This window comes from Sphingomonas sp. YR710, assembly GCF_900101455.1.
Classification (GTDB): domain Bacteria; phylum Pseudomonadota; class Alphaproteobacteria; order Sphingomonadales; family Sphingomonadaceae; genus Rhizorhabdus.
This window is the reverse complement of the sequence record NZ_FMZJ01000016.1, coordinates 12,298-27,712: the sequence shown is the minus strand read 5'-3', so window position 1 is coordinate 27,712 and position 15,415 is coordinate 12,298. Positions and strand designations below refer to the sequence as shown.

Genomic DNA, 15,415 nt, shown 5'->3' with positions numbered 1-15,415 from the left:
ATCAGCTTCCCCTGTACGTCGAATAGCCGAACGGGGAGACGAGCAACGGCACATGGTGATGCGCCAACGGATCGGAGACCGCGAAATCTATGATGATCCGATCGAAGAAGGGTGGATCGGGTAGTTCGGCGCCCGCCCGGCGGAAATAGTCAGCGACTTCAAACGTGAATCGGTAGCTGCCCACTGTTAGCGCCTCTTCGCCCAGCATGCCCGGACAACGCCCGTCGGCATTGGTAACCCCGCGGAATAATGTCGTCCCGTCGCGCGTCAGCTTGACGAGCACGCCGGCCGCCGGGCGGCCGTGCGTCGTATCGAGCACATGGGTGGACAGGCCACTCATGCCGCCTGCTCCTCGGCCGGCCAGACGCTGACGAATTCGGGTTCGTCATAGGCAAGATAATCGCGCAAAGCCGCCTCCTGATCATCGGCGAACAATTGGTTCGCCACGCCATCCACCAGCTTGGGGATCGCATATTTGAGGCCCGACAGCGCCGAGGCCGACAGGCCGAGGCTGATCAGACCCGAATAATTGAAGGCGAACAGGCCATGCAGCTTCTGCGCAGCCTCGGGCACCTTCGGCAGCAGTTGGAAGCCCGCGCCGAGATAAGGATGATCGCCGATCAACGGGTTGGCGACGGCGGCCGGCGCCGCATAGCGATCCCGCCACCGCGCGATATCGCTGGCGACCAGCCGCAATTCGGGGCGCAAGCCGGGATCGGTGACGAGTCCGGTCGACAGCACGAGCGCGTCGAACAGGAAAGTGCCGTGCGGAGTCACTACCTCGGCGCCGTCCGCTGTCTCGCGCACTGACAGCCAGGGCGAGCCGAGATGGAGGCGAAAACCGGGCCAGGCGGCGGCGCGCTGGAAGGTATCGTTGGTGGGCGGCTGGTTGCGTTCGAAAAACGACGCCATCACGCAATATTTGGCGTCATCGTCGAGCGCGGTGAAGCGGCCGATCAGGCCCGATTGTTCCATGAAGCGGATCGGGTTGATCGTCGGCAGCATTGTGCGCCGGACGAACACATGCGCCTCGGCGACACCCAGCGACAGCGCATATTGGGCGTTGTCGAACGACGATGCCCCGGCGCCGAGGATGCCGATTTTTTTCCCGGCCAGCGCCGCATAATCGATCATGGCCGACGTGTGAAAATAGCGGCCCTTCGGCAGCGCTTCTTTTATGAATGCCGGCACATGCCATTCGCCGCCGCCCTGAATGCCGGTGGCGAGCACTACCTTGCGCGCGGCGATCGTCCGCGATCCCTCCGGGCCCTCGACATGGAGCAGCCAGGTGCCGTCCGGCGCCGGATCGATCAACGTCAGCCGCGTCTCATTCTCGACCGGGATCTGCAGCACCGCGCGATACCAGCGCAGATAGGCCATCCAGTCCTGCCGCGGAATCTTGTCGATCTGCTCCCAGCCAGCCGGCCCATGCTGCGCCTCCCACCATGCGCGGAAGGTGAGCGAAGGGATGCCGAGATCGATCGAGGTGATATGTTTCGGCGTGCGCAGGGTAATCATCCGCGCATAGGTATCCCACGGCCCTTCATAGCCGGCCGGGTTCTCGTCGATGACGAGGACGTTCGACACGCGCTCGCGCATCAACCCGAACGCCGCGCCGAGCCCGCTCTGCCCTCCGCCGACGATCACGACATCGTACAAATCTTCGCGCGGGCGCACCCAAGTCTGAGCGCCAAAGGCGAGTTTCGCCAAATCGGCGCGAACCTGCTCGTTCAAAGCATCGAGGCCGGTCATGCCAGTGCGTCTCCCAGCCGGAGGTGGACGATCTTCGCGATCTCGCCGCGCGCCGCCGCGATTTCGGCCGGCCGGTCATTGCCAAGCCGGGCGCGCATCGCGGCCAATATACCCGCCTTGTCGGTCAGGCGCACGCAGATGATGAACGGAAAGGCGAACTTCGCGCGATAGGCGTCGTTGCGTTCGTGGAAGGTCGCATATTCTTGCGGCGTCAGCCGATCGAGCCCGGCCGAGGCCTGTTCGGCGGCCGACGCATCAGTGAGCGTCTTGTCCATCGCCGCCTTGCCGGCCAGTTCGGGATGCGCACGCAGCAACGCGATCTGGGCATCCTCGCCGGCTTGCTCGATGACCGCGTTCATCGCGCTTTCCATCGCGTCGAGATCGGCGAAGGGGCGGCTTTTGGCCGCGGTTTCGACAATCCACGGGCTATGTTCGAAGAGGAAACCGAAACGCTCGTTAAAGGCCGCTTCGGGGAGGGCATTGATCTCATCGATGGTCATGCCGGGTGCACCTCCAGCCAATGCCGCGCGATATCGATCCGCCGGGCAATCCAGACATCCTGACGCGCCAGCACATGGTCGACGAACCGCGCCACCGCCGCCGCACGACCCGGCTTGCCCGCGATCCGCGCATGCAGGCCGATCGACATCATCCGCCCGCCTTCGGCATTGAGCGCATCGAACGTGTCGCGCATGTGCCGGAAGAATTGCTCGCCCTCTGTGAAGCCGTTGAGCGCGACGATCTTCATATCATTGACGTCGAGCGTGTAGGGCACGATCAACTGCGCGCGCCCGTAGCGCCGGTCATAATAGGGCACATCGTCGGCATAGCTGTCGGCATCGTAGAGGAAGCCGCCCTCTTCGGCGACGATCCGCGCGGTATTCGGGCTGGTGCGCCCCTGATACCAGCCGAGCGGGCGCGATCCCGTTACCTTCTCGTGCAGCGCGATCGCCTCCGCGACATGCGCGCGTTCGATGGCCTCGGGCACTTTTTGATAATCGATCCATTTGAGGCCGTGGCTGGCGATCTCCCAATCGGCCGCCTGCATTGCCGCAACCGCCTCCGGATTGGTTTCCAGCGCTTTGGCCACACCGAAAACAGTGACGGGAACATCGCGTGACGTGAAAAGCCGGTGCAGCCGCCAGAAGCCCGCGCGGCTGCCATATTCGTAGAGGCTCTCCATCGCCATCGATCGCTCGCCAACATGGCTCCCGGCCCCGACCATTTCGGACAGGAAGGCCTCCGATCCGGCATCCCCGTTGAGGATATTGTTCTCGGCGCCTTCTTCATAGTTGATGACGAACTGCACCGCGATGCGGGCGTCGTTCGGCCAGCACGCATCGGGTGGGGTCGCACCATAGCCGACGAGATCGCGGGCGACCGTCATGAGCGACGTTCCTTGTGGAGAGGCTGGACACACGCTCACGAATAACTCGCCAACGCGGCATCCACACCAGCACCCGATTTCACCGCGAATCCCTCCGCCCGCAGCACCGCCTCAAGCGCGCCCAGCGTGATCAGCACCTTATGCTTCATGGCATTGTAGCCCATCGCACCGATCCGCCAGATCTTCCCCTGCAGCGGTCCGAACGCGGAACCGATCTCGATCTCGAAATCCTCACGCATCCGCGTGCGCACCCGCTCGCCGTCGACGCCGTCGGGTATATAGACGCCGGTCACATTCGCCATGCGGTGATCGTCCGCACCATAGACCGTCAGCCCCATGCCGCGCAGCCCGGCTACGACGGCGCGACCGGCGGCGGCGTGACGGGCGAACCGTGCCTCCAGCCCTTCGGCCAAAGCAATCCGCGCGCATTCGCGGGCACCGTACAGCATCGTCGTCGCCTCGGTATGGTGGTTGAGGCGCTTTTCCGACCAATAATCCATGATCATCGCGAGATCGAAATAGTTGGAAGCGATGCGCGGCCGACCACCGTCCGCCGCATCGGCGGCGCGGATGCCCTTCTCTGTGTGGCGGCGCGCGAAGATGAACTCGGCCGCGCGATCGGAGACTGTGATCGGCGACGATCCCGACGGCCCACCAAGGCATTTCTGCAACCCGCCGGTGACGATATCGGCGCCCCAGCGATCGACCTCGACCGCCATCCCGCCCAAGGTCGCGGTCGCGTCGACATAGGACAAAGCCCCGTGCGCGCGACAGATCTCGCCAAGCCCATCGAGCGGCTGCGCCATCGTGGTCGAGGTATCGCCATGGACGCAGGCGACCACCGCCGGCTTGTGCCGCGCGACCGCTTCGGCGATCGCCGCCATCGGCACAACCTTGCCCCACTCGGCATCGACAGTGACAATATTCCCGCCAGCGCGCTCGACGATCTCGGACAGCAGCAGACCGAAGCGGCCCGAGCGCACGATCAGCACGGTCGCTTTGGGCTCGACCAGCGAGATCAGCGCCGCCTCGATCCCCGCGCGCGCGGTGCCGTCGATCAGGAAGGTCCAGCGGTTGTCGGTCTGGAAGACGCCGCGATAGAGCGCCATCACCTGGTTCATATAGGTCGTGAACTCGGGATCGAACTGGCCGAGCAGATCGGCCGACATCGCCCTGAGCACGCGCGGATGCGCGTTGACCGGCCCCGGCCCCATCAGCATCCGCTGCGGCGGATCGATCTCGCCAAAAAGCTCAGTCACCGTACGACTCTCCCAGTTTATCGATGAATGACCGCATCGCCTTGAGCGCCGCATCGGCATCCTCGCCAGTGACGCTTTCGGCGGGATTGTGGCTGATCCCGTCCTTGCAGCGGATGAACAGCATCGCGGTCGGGCACAAAGCCGACATCACCATAGCATCATGGCCGGCGCCACTGACAAGCCGGCGGACGGGATGGCCGGTTTCGGCGATGGCCTCGCCGAGCAGGTCCATCAGCTTTGGATCGCAGGGCGAGGCCGGCAGATCCTGCACGCGTTCGATATTGAAATCCAAGCCGCGCCGATCGGATAAGTCTGCAATTTCGTCGAGAATTTTCTCCGCAGCCTCATTGCGCGCGGCTTCGTCACCCGATCGCACGTCGATCGAGAAATCGACCCGGCCGGGCACGACATTGACCGCGCCCGGGCCGACGGCCATGCGCCCGACCGTTGCAACCAGATCGCCTCCGCCTTCACGCGCGATCCGCTCGACCGCGAGGACCGCTTCAGCGGCGCCCGCTAGCGCATCGCGGCGAAGGTGCATGGCGTTGGTACCGGCGTGGCCGGCGCGGCCCTCGATCATGACCTGAAAGCGGAGCTGCGCGGCAATTCCTGTGACAAGGCCGAGCGCGAGCCCTTCGGCTTCGAGCAGCGGGCCTTGTTCGATATGCGCTTCGAGGAAAGCGATCGCGGAACCTGCCCGCTTGGCTGCGGCCAAAAAGCCCTCGCCCCCTTTAGGGGGAGAGGGTTGGGAGAGGGGGAACCCGCCCGAGATGGAGCGCGTGCTTGTCTCCAGCACAGCCCCCTCTCCCCGACCCTCTCCCCCTAAAGGGGGCGAGGGGGCGAAAGTCGCACGCGCTTCATCCAACAAAATGCCATCCCGATCGGCGACATCGAGCGCCCCCGCATCCAGCGTCCCCGCAATCGCCCGGCTGCAAAACATCGACGCCGGAAAGCGCGAACCTTCCTCATCGCCGAACGCGATCACCTCGATCGCGAACGGCAGCCTGCGACCGGCTGCATGCAAACTCGCGACGCATTCGATACCCAGCGTGATGCCGAGCGGCCCGTCATAACGCCCGGCATCGCGCACGCTGTCGATATGCGAACCGATCAACAAGGCCCGCGCGTCCGCTTCCAGTCCTTCATAGCGCCCGATCAGATTGGCGGCACCATCGAGTTCCACGTGCATCCCCGCCTCGCCCATCCACTGCGCGATCCGCTCGAGCGAGGCTGCGTGCGCCGGCGTCAGAAAGGCGCGGAACAGCATGTCCGGCGCATCGCTATAGGGCGCGACGCCCAGTTCGTCGCACCGGGCAACCGCGCGGGCGCCCCCGTTCACCATGCAGCCACCGCGCCGTCGCTGCGCGGATCGGTGGCGCCCTCGATCACGCCGTCAGGATGGAGCACGAGCGCTCCGGCATGGCCCATGGTCGCCGTGAACGGATCGAGCAGTTCTACGTCGTGACCGGCATCGCGTAACGCCGCGATCACGCCAGGATCGAAACGGTCCTCGAGCTTCAGCGTCACGCTCTCTTCGCCCCAGGTCTTGCCGAGCAGCCAGCGCGGCGCCGTGATCGCGGTCTGCAACGGCACGCCGAAACGGGCGTAGCGCGAGAACAGCGCCGACTGGGTCTGCGGCTGCCCCTCGCCGCCCATCGTGCCATAAGCCATCACGCGGCCATCATCGAAACGCGCGAGCGCGGGATTGAGCGTGTGGAACGGCTTGCGGCCGGGCTTAAGCGCATTCCAGCCGTCGGTCGCCAGCACGAAACTCGCACCGCGATTCTGCCAGGTGATGCCGGTCTGCGGCAGCACGACACCCGATCCGAATTCGAAATAGGTCGACTGGATGACGCTGGCGACCCGGCCCTCGCCATCGATCGCGCCGAACCAGCAGGTGTCGCCGGCCTGCGACGGCCACGGCCAGGGCAAAGCCCGGGCCGGATCGATCCGCGCGGCCATCGCATCGAGGGCAGCTTTGTCATCGAGCAGAGCCTGCGGATCGACCATCATGTATGCGCTATCGCCGACATGCTCGTCGCGAAACAGGAAGGCCTGCTTGGTCGATTCGACAAGACCGTGGACATGATCGAAGCCATCGGCCTCGCCCGCTGCCAGCCGATCGAACAGGGCGAGGATCAAAAGCGACGCGACGCCCTGCGTCGGCGGCGCGGTGTTGTACAAACGGGCGCCGTCGATCCGAACGGTCAGCGGCGGCGGCGTGGTCGCAGCGTGCGCGGCGAGATCGGCGGCGGACACCGGGCTGCCGGCCGCCGCGAGATCGGCCGCGATATCGCGGGCAATCGCGCCATCATAATAATCCTGCAGGCCATTGGCCGCGAGCCGGCGCAACGTCTCTGCCAATGCCGGCTGCTTCAACACCGAACCTTCGGTCAGGATCGCGCCGCCGGGCCGGAACTGCGCCGCGTAGCCGGGCACATCGCGCAACTCGGCATCCTTGGCCCTGGCGATATGGGCCCCGCCGGCGGTCACGACCACGCCCGCATCGGCATAAGCGATCGCATCGCGCAGCAGGCGCTCTAGCGGCAGCACGCCCGGATCGGTCGCCAGCGCCGCCTGCCAACCCGAAATCGTCCCAGCCACCGTGTTCGCAGCCAGCGGCCCGCGCCATGGCACGGCCGCCAGCCCGGCACGCGCGTAAAGATCGAGGTCCGCCTTCTGCGCCGCGCCGCCGCACGCGTCGACCGCATGCACATCGCCATCGGGTTCGGCAATCAGCCAGAAGCCGTCACCGCCGATCCCGGTCATATGCGGATAGACCGCCGCGAGGCAGGCCGCGATCGCGACGCCCGCCTCGACCGCAGTGCCACCATCCTGCAGCACCGACAGCCCCGCCTGGCTCGCGAGGTGGTGCGGCGAGGTGACCATGCCGCGCAGCGATTTTGGTGTGTTGAGCATCAGCCAGCCGCCAGATAGACGAAGCGCACGACGAACAACGCCGCGAGCACGAACAGCAGCCAATCGCCGCGCACCGCCTTGCCACGGACGATCTTGAGGATCGCATGCGCTGTGATGCCGAAGGCAAGGCCGTTGGCGATCGAGAAGGTGAGCGGGATAAGTGCCAGCGTAAGAAAGGCCGGGATCGCCATTTCGGGCTCGTCCCACGGCACCTCGATCAGCGGCGCCATCATCAGCCCGCCAACCATGATCAAAGCCGGCGCGGTCGCGGCGAGCGGGATGAGCTGCGCATATGGCGCCACGAACATCGTCGCCAGGAAAAGGATGCCGGTTACGATCGCGGTCAAGCCGGTGCGGCCACCCGCCTGCACACCAGCCGCACTTTCGACATAGGATGTAACGGTGCTGGTGCCCGCCAACGATCCGACGATCGTCGCGGTGGCATCGGCGAACAGGATGCGGTTGAGCTTGGTAATCTTGCCATCCGGGCCGATCAGCCCGGCGCGCTTGGTAACCGCCACCAATGTTCCGATATTGTCGAACAGATCGACGAACAGGAACACGAACAATATCTCGAACAGGCCAAGGCCGTGGCCGGTCATGCCGAACACCCCCGGCAGATCGAGCTTGAACGCCGTCTGGCTCAAGGTGGCGAGGCTATAGGGATCGGGCTTGAAGCTCACCATGCCGAACAGCCAGCCGACGATGGTGGTCACGACAATGCCGATAAGCATCGCGCCGCGAACGCCCCAGATGCTCAACCCCGCAATGATCAGCAGCCCGAGCAAAGCCAGCCCCGGCCCGGCGGCGTGAAGATTGCCGAGTGCGACCGAAGTTGCCGGGTTCGACACGACGATCCCGGCATTGCGCAGCCCGATAAAGCCGATGAACAAACCGATGCCGCCCGCCACCGCCGCGAACAGATGCTGCGGGATCGCCGCCACGATCATCTGACGGATACCACCCAAAGTCAGCAGCAGGAAGGCGACACCCGAGATGAACACGCAGCCCAAAGCGATCGGCCAGGGCACATGCATCTGCTGGACGACGGTGAAGCTGAAATAGGCGTTGAGCCCCATGCCGGGTGCAAGCGCCAGCGGCACGTTGGCGACGAAGCCCATCAATATGCAGGCAAAAGCGGCGGCGAAGCAGGTGGCAGCAGCGACGGCGGCGACAGGCATGCCGGCCTGCCCCAGGATCGCCGGATTAACGAGCACGATATAGGCCATCGTCAGGAAGGTCGTGACCCCCGCAACGATCTCGGTGCGCGCGGTAGTGCCGCGTTCGGAAAGCTGGAACAGCCGTTCGAGCCGGCTGTCGGTAACGGTCACGGCCACGCGAATCCCCCTTTTCGTTCGCCTGCCCCTCCCATGAGCGCTCCCCCTGTTCCCCCGGGGAATACAGCCATCCTAACAGCCGGCAGGCCGCTGGCAATGCCACCCCGAAATTCCTCCCCGAGCTTGCTCGGGGAGAGGAACCGCCCGCGTAGCGGGTGGTGGAGCGGTATGCGGTGCCGTTCCGCATGCCCCTCCGTCAGCGCTTCGCGCTGCCACCTCCCCGAGTTTGCTCGGGGAGGAATTTTAGAAAGCCCCTTCACGCGTCCTGCTCCGCATAGCTCGGATCAGGCTCTTTCCAGCAAGGCGCGACCGGCGCGGTGAAGCCAGCAACCCCGGCCGCCTCGAGCCGGCTCGCCAATGCCAGCAGCATCGCCTCACTGCCCGGCGCGCCGACCAGCTGCACGCCAAGCGGCAACAGCCCCGGACGCAACAGCGGCACCGTCACCACGGCCAACCCGACGAAGCTCAAAGGCTGCGTATAGATGCCCAGATGCGCGCGCGCCGGTACCATCTTGCCGTCGATCGCGATCGTGGGCGCATCGATCGGCGGTGCGAAGCCCGGAACGGCAGGCGCGATCAGCACGTCATGGTGCACGAACAGCGCCTTCACCCGCGCCGCAAACCAATTTTGAAACTGCTGCGCGCGCAGATAGACCGATGCCGGCAGGGTCGCGCCGGCAATCAGCCGATCGCGGGTCGCGGGGTCGAAGGCCAGCGGACGGCGGCGCAGTTCGGGCAGGTGCAGCGCGCCGCCTTCGGCCGCCGTCATCAGGAACGCCGCCGATCGCGCGCGCGCAACCTCGGGCAGATCGATGATCGCGCCACCGCCCAGCGCGTCGGCGACCCGATCGACGCCATCGAGCATCTCGGGAATCGCATTATCGCGGAACCAGCCGCCAAGCCGTGCAACCCGCACCGACCCGGCATCCGCGTCACCAGCACCGCCGGCCAACACCGACCATGCCGCGCGAAGATCGTCGGCGTTAGTCGCGAATGGCCCGATATCGTCGAAACTTTCAGCAAACGGAAAGACGCCGGCCATCGGCAGCCTACCATGACTCGGCTTCAACCCGTAGATGCCGGTGAGCGACGCCGGCACCCGGATCGATCCGTTGGTATCCGATCCCAAGGTGATCGGCAGCAGCCCTGCCGCCACCGCCGCCGCCGATCCGCCCGACGATCCGCCGGCAAGGCGGGTCACATCATGCGGGTTGCGAGTCGTGCCATGGGCCGCATTGATCGTCGCGAAACCATAAGCATATTCGTCCATGTTGAGCGTGGCGACGAGCACGGCGCCCGCCTTGCGCATCCGTTCGACCGCCTCGGCGTCCGCCAGCGCGGGCGACGCATCGGCGCGCATACCCGCGCCCGCTGTGGTCGGCAGGCCCGCGACATCGAACAAATCCTTGACGCCATAAGGCACACCGGCGAGCGGCCCCGGATCGCAGCCATCGGCAATCTGCGCGTCGACCGCATCCGCCTCGGCATGGGCGCGGGCGATCAGCAGGCGGGTGACACTGTTATAGGCGCCGTCACGCGCCTCGATATCGGCGATAGCGGCCTCCGCCAACGAACGCGCCGTCCGCCGGCCGGCCCGAACATCGGCAGCGATCGCGCGCGCACTCATCCCGCTATCCCGATATCGCCGGGCAACGCGAAATCGTCGATCCGCGCCGCATGCCCACGCAGCAGCGCAAGATTGGCGACAACACCCTCGACGCATGCTTCCGGCAGGTCGATTCCGATCGACGCGGCGACCCCGACAGCGAACGCCGCGTCGGCCAAATCGGCCTCGTCTCGTCCACCATGCTGCACCGCTTCCATCACAGCCCGCCTTGAAGTAAGTGATTACTGAATTAGTGCGCCAGCCGTGGCGGCTTTTCAAGCAAATTTGGGTTTGCGATCGTCATGCTGCGGCCGCAAACAGTTTATGGGGATTCGAGAAGATGAAGGGGGACTTTCCGATGCGCGTTGCCGCCGCCTTGCTGACACTTGCCGTGCTGGCGCCCGCCCATGCGATCGCCAAGGCCCCGCCGAGCGCCGAGGCACGAACGGCCGCTGCGCTCGACCGCATCGCCAGCGACAGCGCACAGCTGCGGATATTTCTGCAAGCGATGCCCAAGGGCGGCGATCTCCACAATCATCTCGGCGGATCGGTCTATGCCGAGGATTTCCTGGCCTGGGCCGACGAAGCGGGGCTGTGCATAGCGACCGATACCGACACGATCGTACCGCCGCCCTGCGATGCGCCCAACCGGGTGCCCGCGCACGGACTTACCGCCGACGCAGCCCGTTATGAGCGCGTAATCGATGCGATTTCGACGCGCGGCTTCGAAAATGGTGTCGGCGACCCTCGTATTCCCGGCCACGACCGCTTCTTCTCGACCTTCGCCGCATTCGGCGCTGCGTCGCGCGGCAATAGTGGCAGGATGATCGCGGCGGCGCGCGAGCAGGCCGCTTATGATCGTGTCAGCTATCTCGAACTGATGACCCTGCCCCGCGCGATGCTTGACCTCATGCCCGCCGTCATGGCGGTGAGCGATCCGACCGATTTTGAAGCGCTGGCCAAGTCGATCGCGCCGGGCATGCCGGCGGCGATCACCAAGGCACGCGCCGACATGGACCATGACGAGGCAAATGCAGCAGCAATCGAAGGCTGCGGTGGTGCATCGCCGACGCCGGCCTGCACTGTCGAGACGCGCTATCTGGTCTCGGCGCTGCGCAATCTGGCGCCTGCGCAGGTGTTCGCGCAACTGGCGCTGGGCTTTGCGCTGGCCGAAGCCGATCCGCGCTTCGTGGGCATAAACATCGTTGCCCCCGAACATGAGCCGGTGCCGCGGCGCGACTATTCACTGCATATGCGGATGATCGCCTTCCTGCACGCCCGCCATCCCAATGTCGCGATGTCGCTCCATGCGGGCGAACTCACTTTGGGGCTGGTGCCGCCACGCGACCTGCGCTTCCACATTCATGATGCGGTGACGGTGGCTGGGGCGCGACGCATCGGCCATGGCGTCGATATCGCGTATGAGGCGGATGCCCCCGCTTTGCTCCGACGCATGGCCAGCGATCATGTCGCGGTGGAGATCAACCTCACCAGCAATGCGGTGATCCTGGGCGTGAAGGGCAAGGAGCATCCGCTGAAGCTCTACCGCGCCGCCGGAGTTCCCGTCGTTCTGTCGACCGATGACGAGGGCGTCTCACGCAGCGACATGACCAACGAATATCTGCGCGCCGTCACCGAGCAGGGGCTGCGGTATCCAGACCTCAAGCAAATCGCGCGCGACGGGCTGCAATATGCGTTCGTGCAGGGACCGAGTCTGTGGGCTGCTCGAGCGGGCGGGGCCAGGGTTCCGGCCTGCGCCAACGGAGCCTCTCCCGCATGCACCACCTTCCTCGCCACGAGCCCCCGCGCCACGCTGCAATGGAAGTTGGAGCGCGATTTTGCATCGTTCGAGGCGGCAAGCAGCAAGAACTCCCCTCCCTTCTAGGGAGGGGATCAAGGGGTGGGTAGCGACGAAGGTGGCTCGATGCCGCCGACGGCGCTTCGGTTCCGGCGGAGACGCTCGCTTCCCCTCCCTTGCAGGGAGGGGAGATTCACGCCTTCGCCGAATGCCCCGCGCAGCAGGCGGCCCGGCTGCTCTCGACATATTCCGCCGTCTGCCACCAATAATGCTGATGAGCGGCGGCGATCGGCGCCAACTCCTCGTTGCGCACCGCCGATGCCACGCGGGCCGCGAACGGGGCCATCAGCGCCTCGGGCGTGTGCATCACGCCGTTGACCATCACCTGGCGGACGGCGGCGGCGTCCTCGATCTTCGTCAGCGGATCGCCGTCGACCAGGATCAGATCGGCGAGCATGCCGGGCGCGACCGCCCCGATCGGTTCGCCCAGAAATTCGCCCGAATGGCGCGTCGCGCTGAGCAGGGCATCGTGGCAGGACACGCCATATTTCACCATCCCGCGCAAATTGAGATGCAGGCTGACCGCGACGAAATCGATCGGCGCGTCGGTGCCCGAAATGACATGCCAGCCTTGCGCGATCGTCGCCTTGATCTGGTCGACATTGCGGCGAAGCGACGCCAGCAACGGCACCCGATCGGCATCGCGCATCGCCTTCATCCGTGCGAGCAGCTTGGCATAATCCCATGGCGGGAAGAGCGTGCGGATGCGCGTGTCGCGCACCAGCGAATCGTCCTCGCCGAGCAGCACCGATGCGCTGAACAGGGTCGGGGTACGCCCGGCCTTCGCCGCCGCGAACAGCCCGGTCACATCCTGATAGCCGGCGCCCAGCGACGTGATCGTGCGCGAATAGCCGTAGCGATTGGTGGCGCCGAGATGCTCCATGCAATCGACCCCGCTGTGCAAAGCCGGATAATGGTAATGCGAGCTGACATGCATGCCCATCTTGTGCGCCTGCGCCGTCACCGCCGCCTGATCGGCGTGGCGCAGCCGCACATAGGTCTTGATCATGTCGTAGGAGAGCGCCTCGGCGCGTGCGAGTTCGAGCGCCATCTGCCCCGGCTCGGTGACGGGGCGCATGAAATTGTAGAAGATGCGCGAACCATCGATCGCCTCGCCGGTCGCGAAGTGGCGCGCGCCGATACGGGCGCCGGAATCGATCGATTCGCGATCCTCGACCATATGATAAGCCGGGCAGCCCGGCGAGCGCGTCGCCGTGACGCCCATCGCCAGCCACAGCCGCCCCATGCGATCGCCATAGCCATAGCCCTGCATCTGGCGATGGGTATGCATGTCGATCAGGCCCGGCAGCATCGTCAGGCCCGAACCGTCGATGAATTTCGCATTGGCGTCCGTCGGCGGCGTGCCGCCATGCGCGGCCACTCCAACGATGCGGTTGCCATCGATGATCACGTCGACATCGGGTTTGTAAACCGGCGCGCTGCTATCCCACAGCCGGCTCGTCCGCACGATCGTTCGCGCCGTCGGCCGGTTATTGGCCCATGTGATTGCGCAGGGCACCGTTTTTGACGCACCGCCGCTTGCCGAAACGAGGCGCAATTTGCCGTTCGACAGATAGAGCAAGGTCCGCGAATCCCCGCTCCAGCTGACCGCGTCGCTGGTCTCACTGGTGATCTTGCGCGGTGAGCCGGTAAAAGCGCCGGTCTCGTCGACCGGCGCGACCCACAAAGTGCTCGCGAAGACGAACGCCATGCTCTTGCCGTCGGGCGACCAGACCGGCCCGTCGTCGCCGCGCGTGCCCAGCGACTTGCCGGGCGCGACCGGCGCGTAGATCCCCTTGCCGGTGCCGCGATCGATCGTCAGGATTTCGCTCAAGCCTTCGCGGTAGCGCGCCGCCGTCGGCTTGAACGCCGCCATCGCGATGCAGCGGCCGCCGGGACCAAAGCTCGGCTTGCCCGGCTCCCACAGCGGATCATAGATTTTCTGGACCGCACCGGTGGCGACCTCCACGGTGTGCAGCGCACCTTCCTGATTGAGGAAGGCGATCAGCTTGCCGTCCTGCGACCAGGCGCCCGAGACAGCCGCCGCATCCTTCAAATTGGTGAGCTGGCGGTCCTTGCCCGTCGCCATGTCGCGCAGCCATAGATCGAGCGTACCGCCGCGATCGCACGAATAAGCGAGCGTCGCACCGTCCGGCGACCAAGCCGGATCACATTTATAGGCCGGCCCGGCGATCAGCCGCGACGGCGCACCGCCGATGGGCAGCAGCCAGATATCGTTGAGCGCGCGAAAGGCGATATTTTTGCCGTCGGGCGACAGCACTGGCGCGCCGATACCAACCACAGGTTTCGCTACGCTGGAATCGAAATCGCGCCGCTTCTTGACGTAATTGGGACGCGATACCGGCACCTTCATGCTGAACGGCACGGGGGTGGCCGTCCCATCGGCCGCACGCCGCCAGATCTTGCCGGTCGCACCGTAGAAGAAACCGCCATCGGCCAGCCAGGCGGGCCGGAACGGATAGAAATCCTCCCCCGCCACGATATCCTTGCCCGAACGCACCAAAGTGACTCCGCCGGCATCGACCCGGACATAAGCGATCGACCCATCGGGCGCGAAACTCGGCGCCTTCAGTTCGGACGGCCGGAACCGATCGCCCGAGGGTGGAACCGATGCCATTTGCGCGGCCATGTTCGTGGCCAGATCGATCACCATCAACCGGGTGCCGTCCGCGACATAAGCCAGTTTCTTGCCATCGGGCGACCAGGTCGGCTCCGAATCCTGCGACTTGCCGTGGGAGACCAGCCTGATCTGCCCGGTGGCGAAATCGAGCAGGTGGATCGCATAACGGCCTTCGCTGCGATCCGATGAAAAAGCCAGGGTGCGACCGTCCGGCGAGAAGCGCGGTTCGCGATGATCGTTGGTGCCCGCCGTATGCGGCTGCAGATCCGATCCGTCGGCTGCAACCGACCAGAGGTGGAAATTGCCGCTGCGATAGGATTGGAAGGCGATCCTCTTGCCATCTGGTGACCAGTCGGGCTGGCCGAGATCGTCGAAATCGCCGGTCAGCCGCTTCGGCGTGCCACCGGTAATCGGCATCGTCCACAATATGCCGAGCAGATCGAAAGCGATGGTCTGGCCATCGGGCGACACCGCGAGCGCCACATTGGTCGCTTCGATAACGTCGACCAGAATTTCCGTCGAAGGTGACGGCCGGCCGGCGCCGCTCTTGCCGAGCGAAGCACCGCCGCCCGCCGTGAGCAGACCGACACCGCCCAGAGCGAGGGCGCCGCGCCGACTGATTTCAAGATCGGCCATGAAATGCCCCGCTTTTCAAA

12 protein-coding genes are annotated in these 15,415 nt (G+C 65.5%); 1 reads left to right on the top strand and 11 read right to left on the bottom strand.

What is annotated here, in order from left to right; translation table 11 throughout:
• Position 1: 1 nt before the first annotated feature.
• The 10 genes from uraH to BLS13_RS16645 all read right to left on the bottom strand — a co-directional run bounded on the left by uraH (position 2) and on the right by BLS13_RS16645 (position 10,478).
• Positions 2 to 340: a hydroxyisourate hydrolase gene (uraH, locus tag BLS13_RS16690; RefSeq protein WP_093453822.1), complete on the bottom strand. Its 339-nt coding sequence runs from the start codon at positions 338 to 340 to the stop codon at positions 2 to 4.
• On the bottom strand, positions 337 to 1,752 hold the full coding sequence (locus tag BLS13_RS16685) for an FAD/NAD(P)-binding protein (protein ID WP_093453820.1): 1,416 nt from the start codon (positions 1,750 to 1,752) through the stop codon (positions 337 to 339). Before BLS13_RS16685 ends, uraH begins: the two co-directional genes overlap by 4 nt.
• Positions 1,749 to 2,252, bottom strand: a complete 504-nt coding sequence (uraD, locus tag BLS13_RS16680) for a 2-oxo-4-hydroxy-4-carboxy-5-ureidoimidazoline decarboxylase (RefSeq protein ID WP_093453818.1) — start codon at positions 2,250 to 2,252, stop codon at positions 1,749 to 1,751. The genes BLS13_RS16685 and uraD overlap by 4 nt, the downstream gene beginning before the upstream one ends.
• On the bottom strand, positions 2,249 to 3,139 hold the full coding sequence (puuE, locus tag BLS13_RS16675) for an allantoinase PuuE (protein WP_093453817.1): 891 nt from the start codon (positions 3,137 to 3,139) through the stop codon (positions 2,249 to 2,251). The genes uraD and puuE overlap by 4 nt, the downstream gene beginning before the upstream one ends.
• A 35-nt stretch (positions 3,140 to 3,174) precedes the next feature.
• On the bottom strand, positions 3,175 to 4,353 hold the full coding sequence (locus tag BLS13_RS16670; protein ID WP_218123309.1) for a pyridoxal-phosphate-dependent aminotransferase family protein: 1,179 nt from the start codon (positions 4,351 to 4,353) through the stop codon (positions 3,175 to 3,177).
• Positions 4,354 to 4,390: 37 nt separating this feature from the next.
• Positions 4,391 to 5,740 carry a Zn-dependent hydrolase gene (locus BLS13_RS16665; RefSeq protein WP_093453917.1) on the bottom strand — a complete coding sequence of 450 codons (1,350 nt, stop codon included), beginning with the start codon at positions 5,738 to 5,740 and terminating at the stop codon, positions 4,391 to 4,393.
• The gene (locus BLS13_RS16660) at positions 5,734 to 7,317 is read right to left on the bottom strand and encodes a gamma-glutamyltransferase family protein (protein ID WP_093453814.1); all 1,584 of its coding nucleotides are present in this window, start codon (positions 7,315 to 7,317) and stop codon (positions 5,734 to 5,736) included. Before BLS13_RS16660 ends, BLS13_RS16665 begins: the two co-directional genes overlap by 7 nt.
• A complete protein-coding gene (locus BLS13_RS16655) occupies positions 7,317 to 8,654 on the bottom strand; it encodes an NCS2 family permease (protein WP_256325937.1) in 1,338 nt (445 codons plus the stop codon). Before BLS13_RS16655 ends, BLS13_RS16660 begins: the two co-directional genes overlap by 1 nt.
• Before the next feature lie 256 nt (positions 8,655 to 8,910).
• Entirely contained in the window at positions 8,911 to 10,281 is a 1,371-nt protein-coding gene (locus tag BLS13_RS16650; RefSeq protein ID WP_093453812.1) for an AtzE family amidohydrolase, read from the bottom strand.
• The gene (locus BLS13_RS16645) at positions 10,278 to 10,478 is read right to left on the bottom strand and encodes an AtzG-like protein (protein WP_093453811.1); all 201 of its coding nucleotides are present in this window, start codon (positions 10,476 to 10,478) and stop codon (positions 10,278 to 10,280) included. The genes BLS13_RS16650 and BLS13_RS16645 overlap by 4 nt, the downstream gene beginning before the upstream one ends.
• Before the next feature lie 122 nt (positions 10,479 to 10,600).
• On the opposite strand from BLS13_RS16645, the gene BLS13_RS16640 reads away from it, so the two are divergent.
• Entirely contained in the window at positions 10,601 to 12,145 is a 1,545-nt protein-coding gene (locus tag BLS13_RS16640; RefSeq protein ID WP_256325936.1) for an adenosine deaminase family protein, read from the top strand.
• Between the two features lie 106 nt (positions 12,146 to 12,251).
• Here the strand turns inward: BLS13_RS16640 and BLS13_RS16635 are convergent, their stop codons facing one another.
• Complete coding sequence (locus tag BLS13_RS16635; protein WP_093453809.1) at positions 12,252 to 15,395, bottom strand: amidohydrolase family protein; 3,144 nt, start codon at positions 15,393 to 15,395, stop codon at positions 12,252 to 12,254.
• Positions 15,396 to 15,415: the final 20 nt, after the last annotated feature.

Excerpts from the sequence above, each read along its gene's own strand:
- uraH (WP_093453822.1), bottom strand. The coding sequence starts at position 340 with ATGAGTGGCCTGTCCACCCATGTGCTCGATACGACGCACGGCCGCCCG.
- BLS13_RS16685 (WP_093453820.1), bottom strand. The coding sequence starts at position 1,752 with ATGACCGGCCTCGATGCTTTGAACGAGCAGGTTCGCGCCGATTTGGCG.
- uraD (WP_093453818.1), bottom strand. The coding sequence starts at position 2,252 with ATGACCATCGATGAGATCAATGCCCTCCCCGAAGCGGCCTTTAACGAG.
- puuE (WP_093453817.1), bottom strand. The coding sequence starts at position 3,139 with ATGACGGTCGCCCGCGATCTCGTCGGCTATGGTGCGACCCCACCCGAT.
- BLS13_RS16670 (WP_218123309.1), bottom strand. The coding sequence starts at position 4,353 with ATGGGGCCGGGGCCGGTCAACGCGCATCCGCGCGTGCTCAGGGCGATG.
- BLS13_RS16665 (WP_093453917.1), bottom strand. The coding sequence starts at position 5,740 with ATGGTGAACGGGGGCGCCCGCGCGGTTGCCCGGTGCGACGAACTGGGC.
- BLS13_RS16660 (WP_093453814.1), bottom strand. The coding sequence starts at position 7,317 with ATGCTCAACACACCAAAATCGCTGCGCGGCATGGTCACCTCGCCGCAC.
- BLS13_RS16650 (WP_093453812.1), bottom strand. The coding sequence starts at position 10,281 with ATGAGTGCGCGCGCGATCGCTGCCGATGTTCGGGCCGGCCGGCGGACG.
- BLS13_RS16645 (WP_093453811.1), bottom strand. The coding sequence starts at position 10,478 with ATGGAAGCGGTGCAGCATGGTGGACGAGACGAGGCCGATTTGGCCGAC.
- BLS13_RS16640 (WP_256325936.1), top strand. The coding sequence starts at position 10,601 with ATGAAGGGGGACTTTCCGATGCGCGTTGCCGCCGCCTTGCTGACACTT.
- BLS13_RS16635 (WP_093453809.1), bottom strand. The coding sequence starts at position 15,395 with ATGGCCGATCTTGAAATCAGTCGGCGCGGCGCCCTCGCTCTGGGCGGT.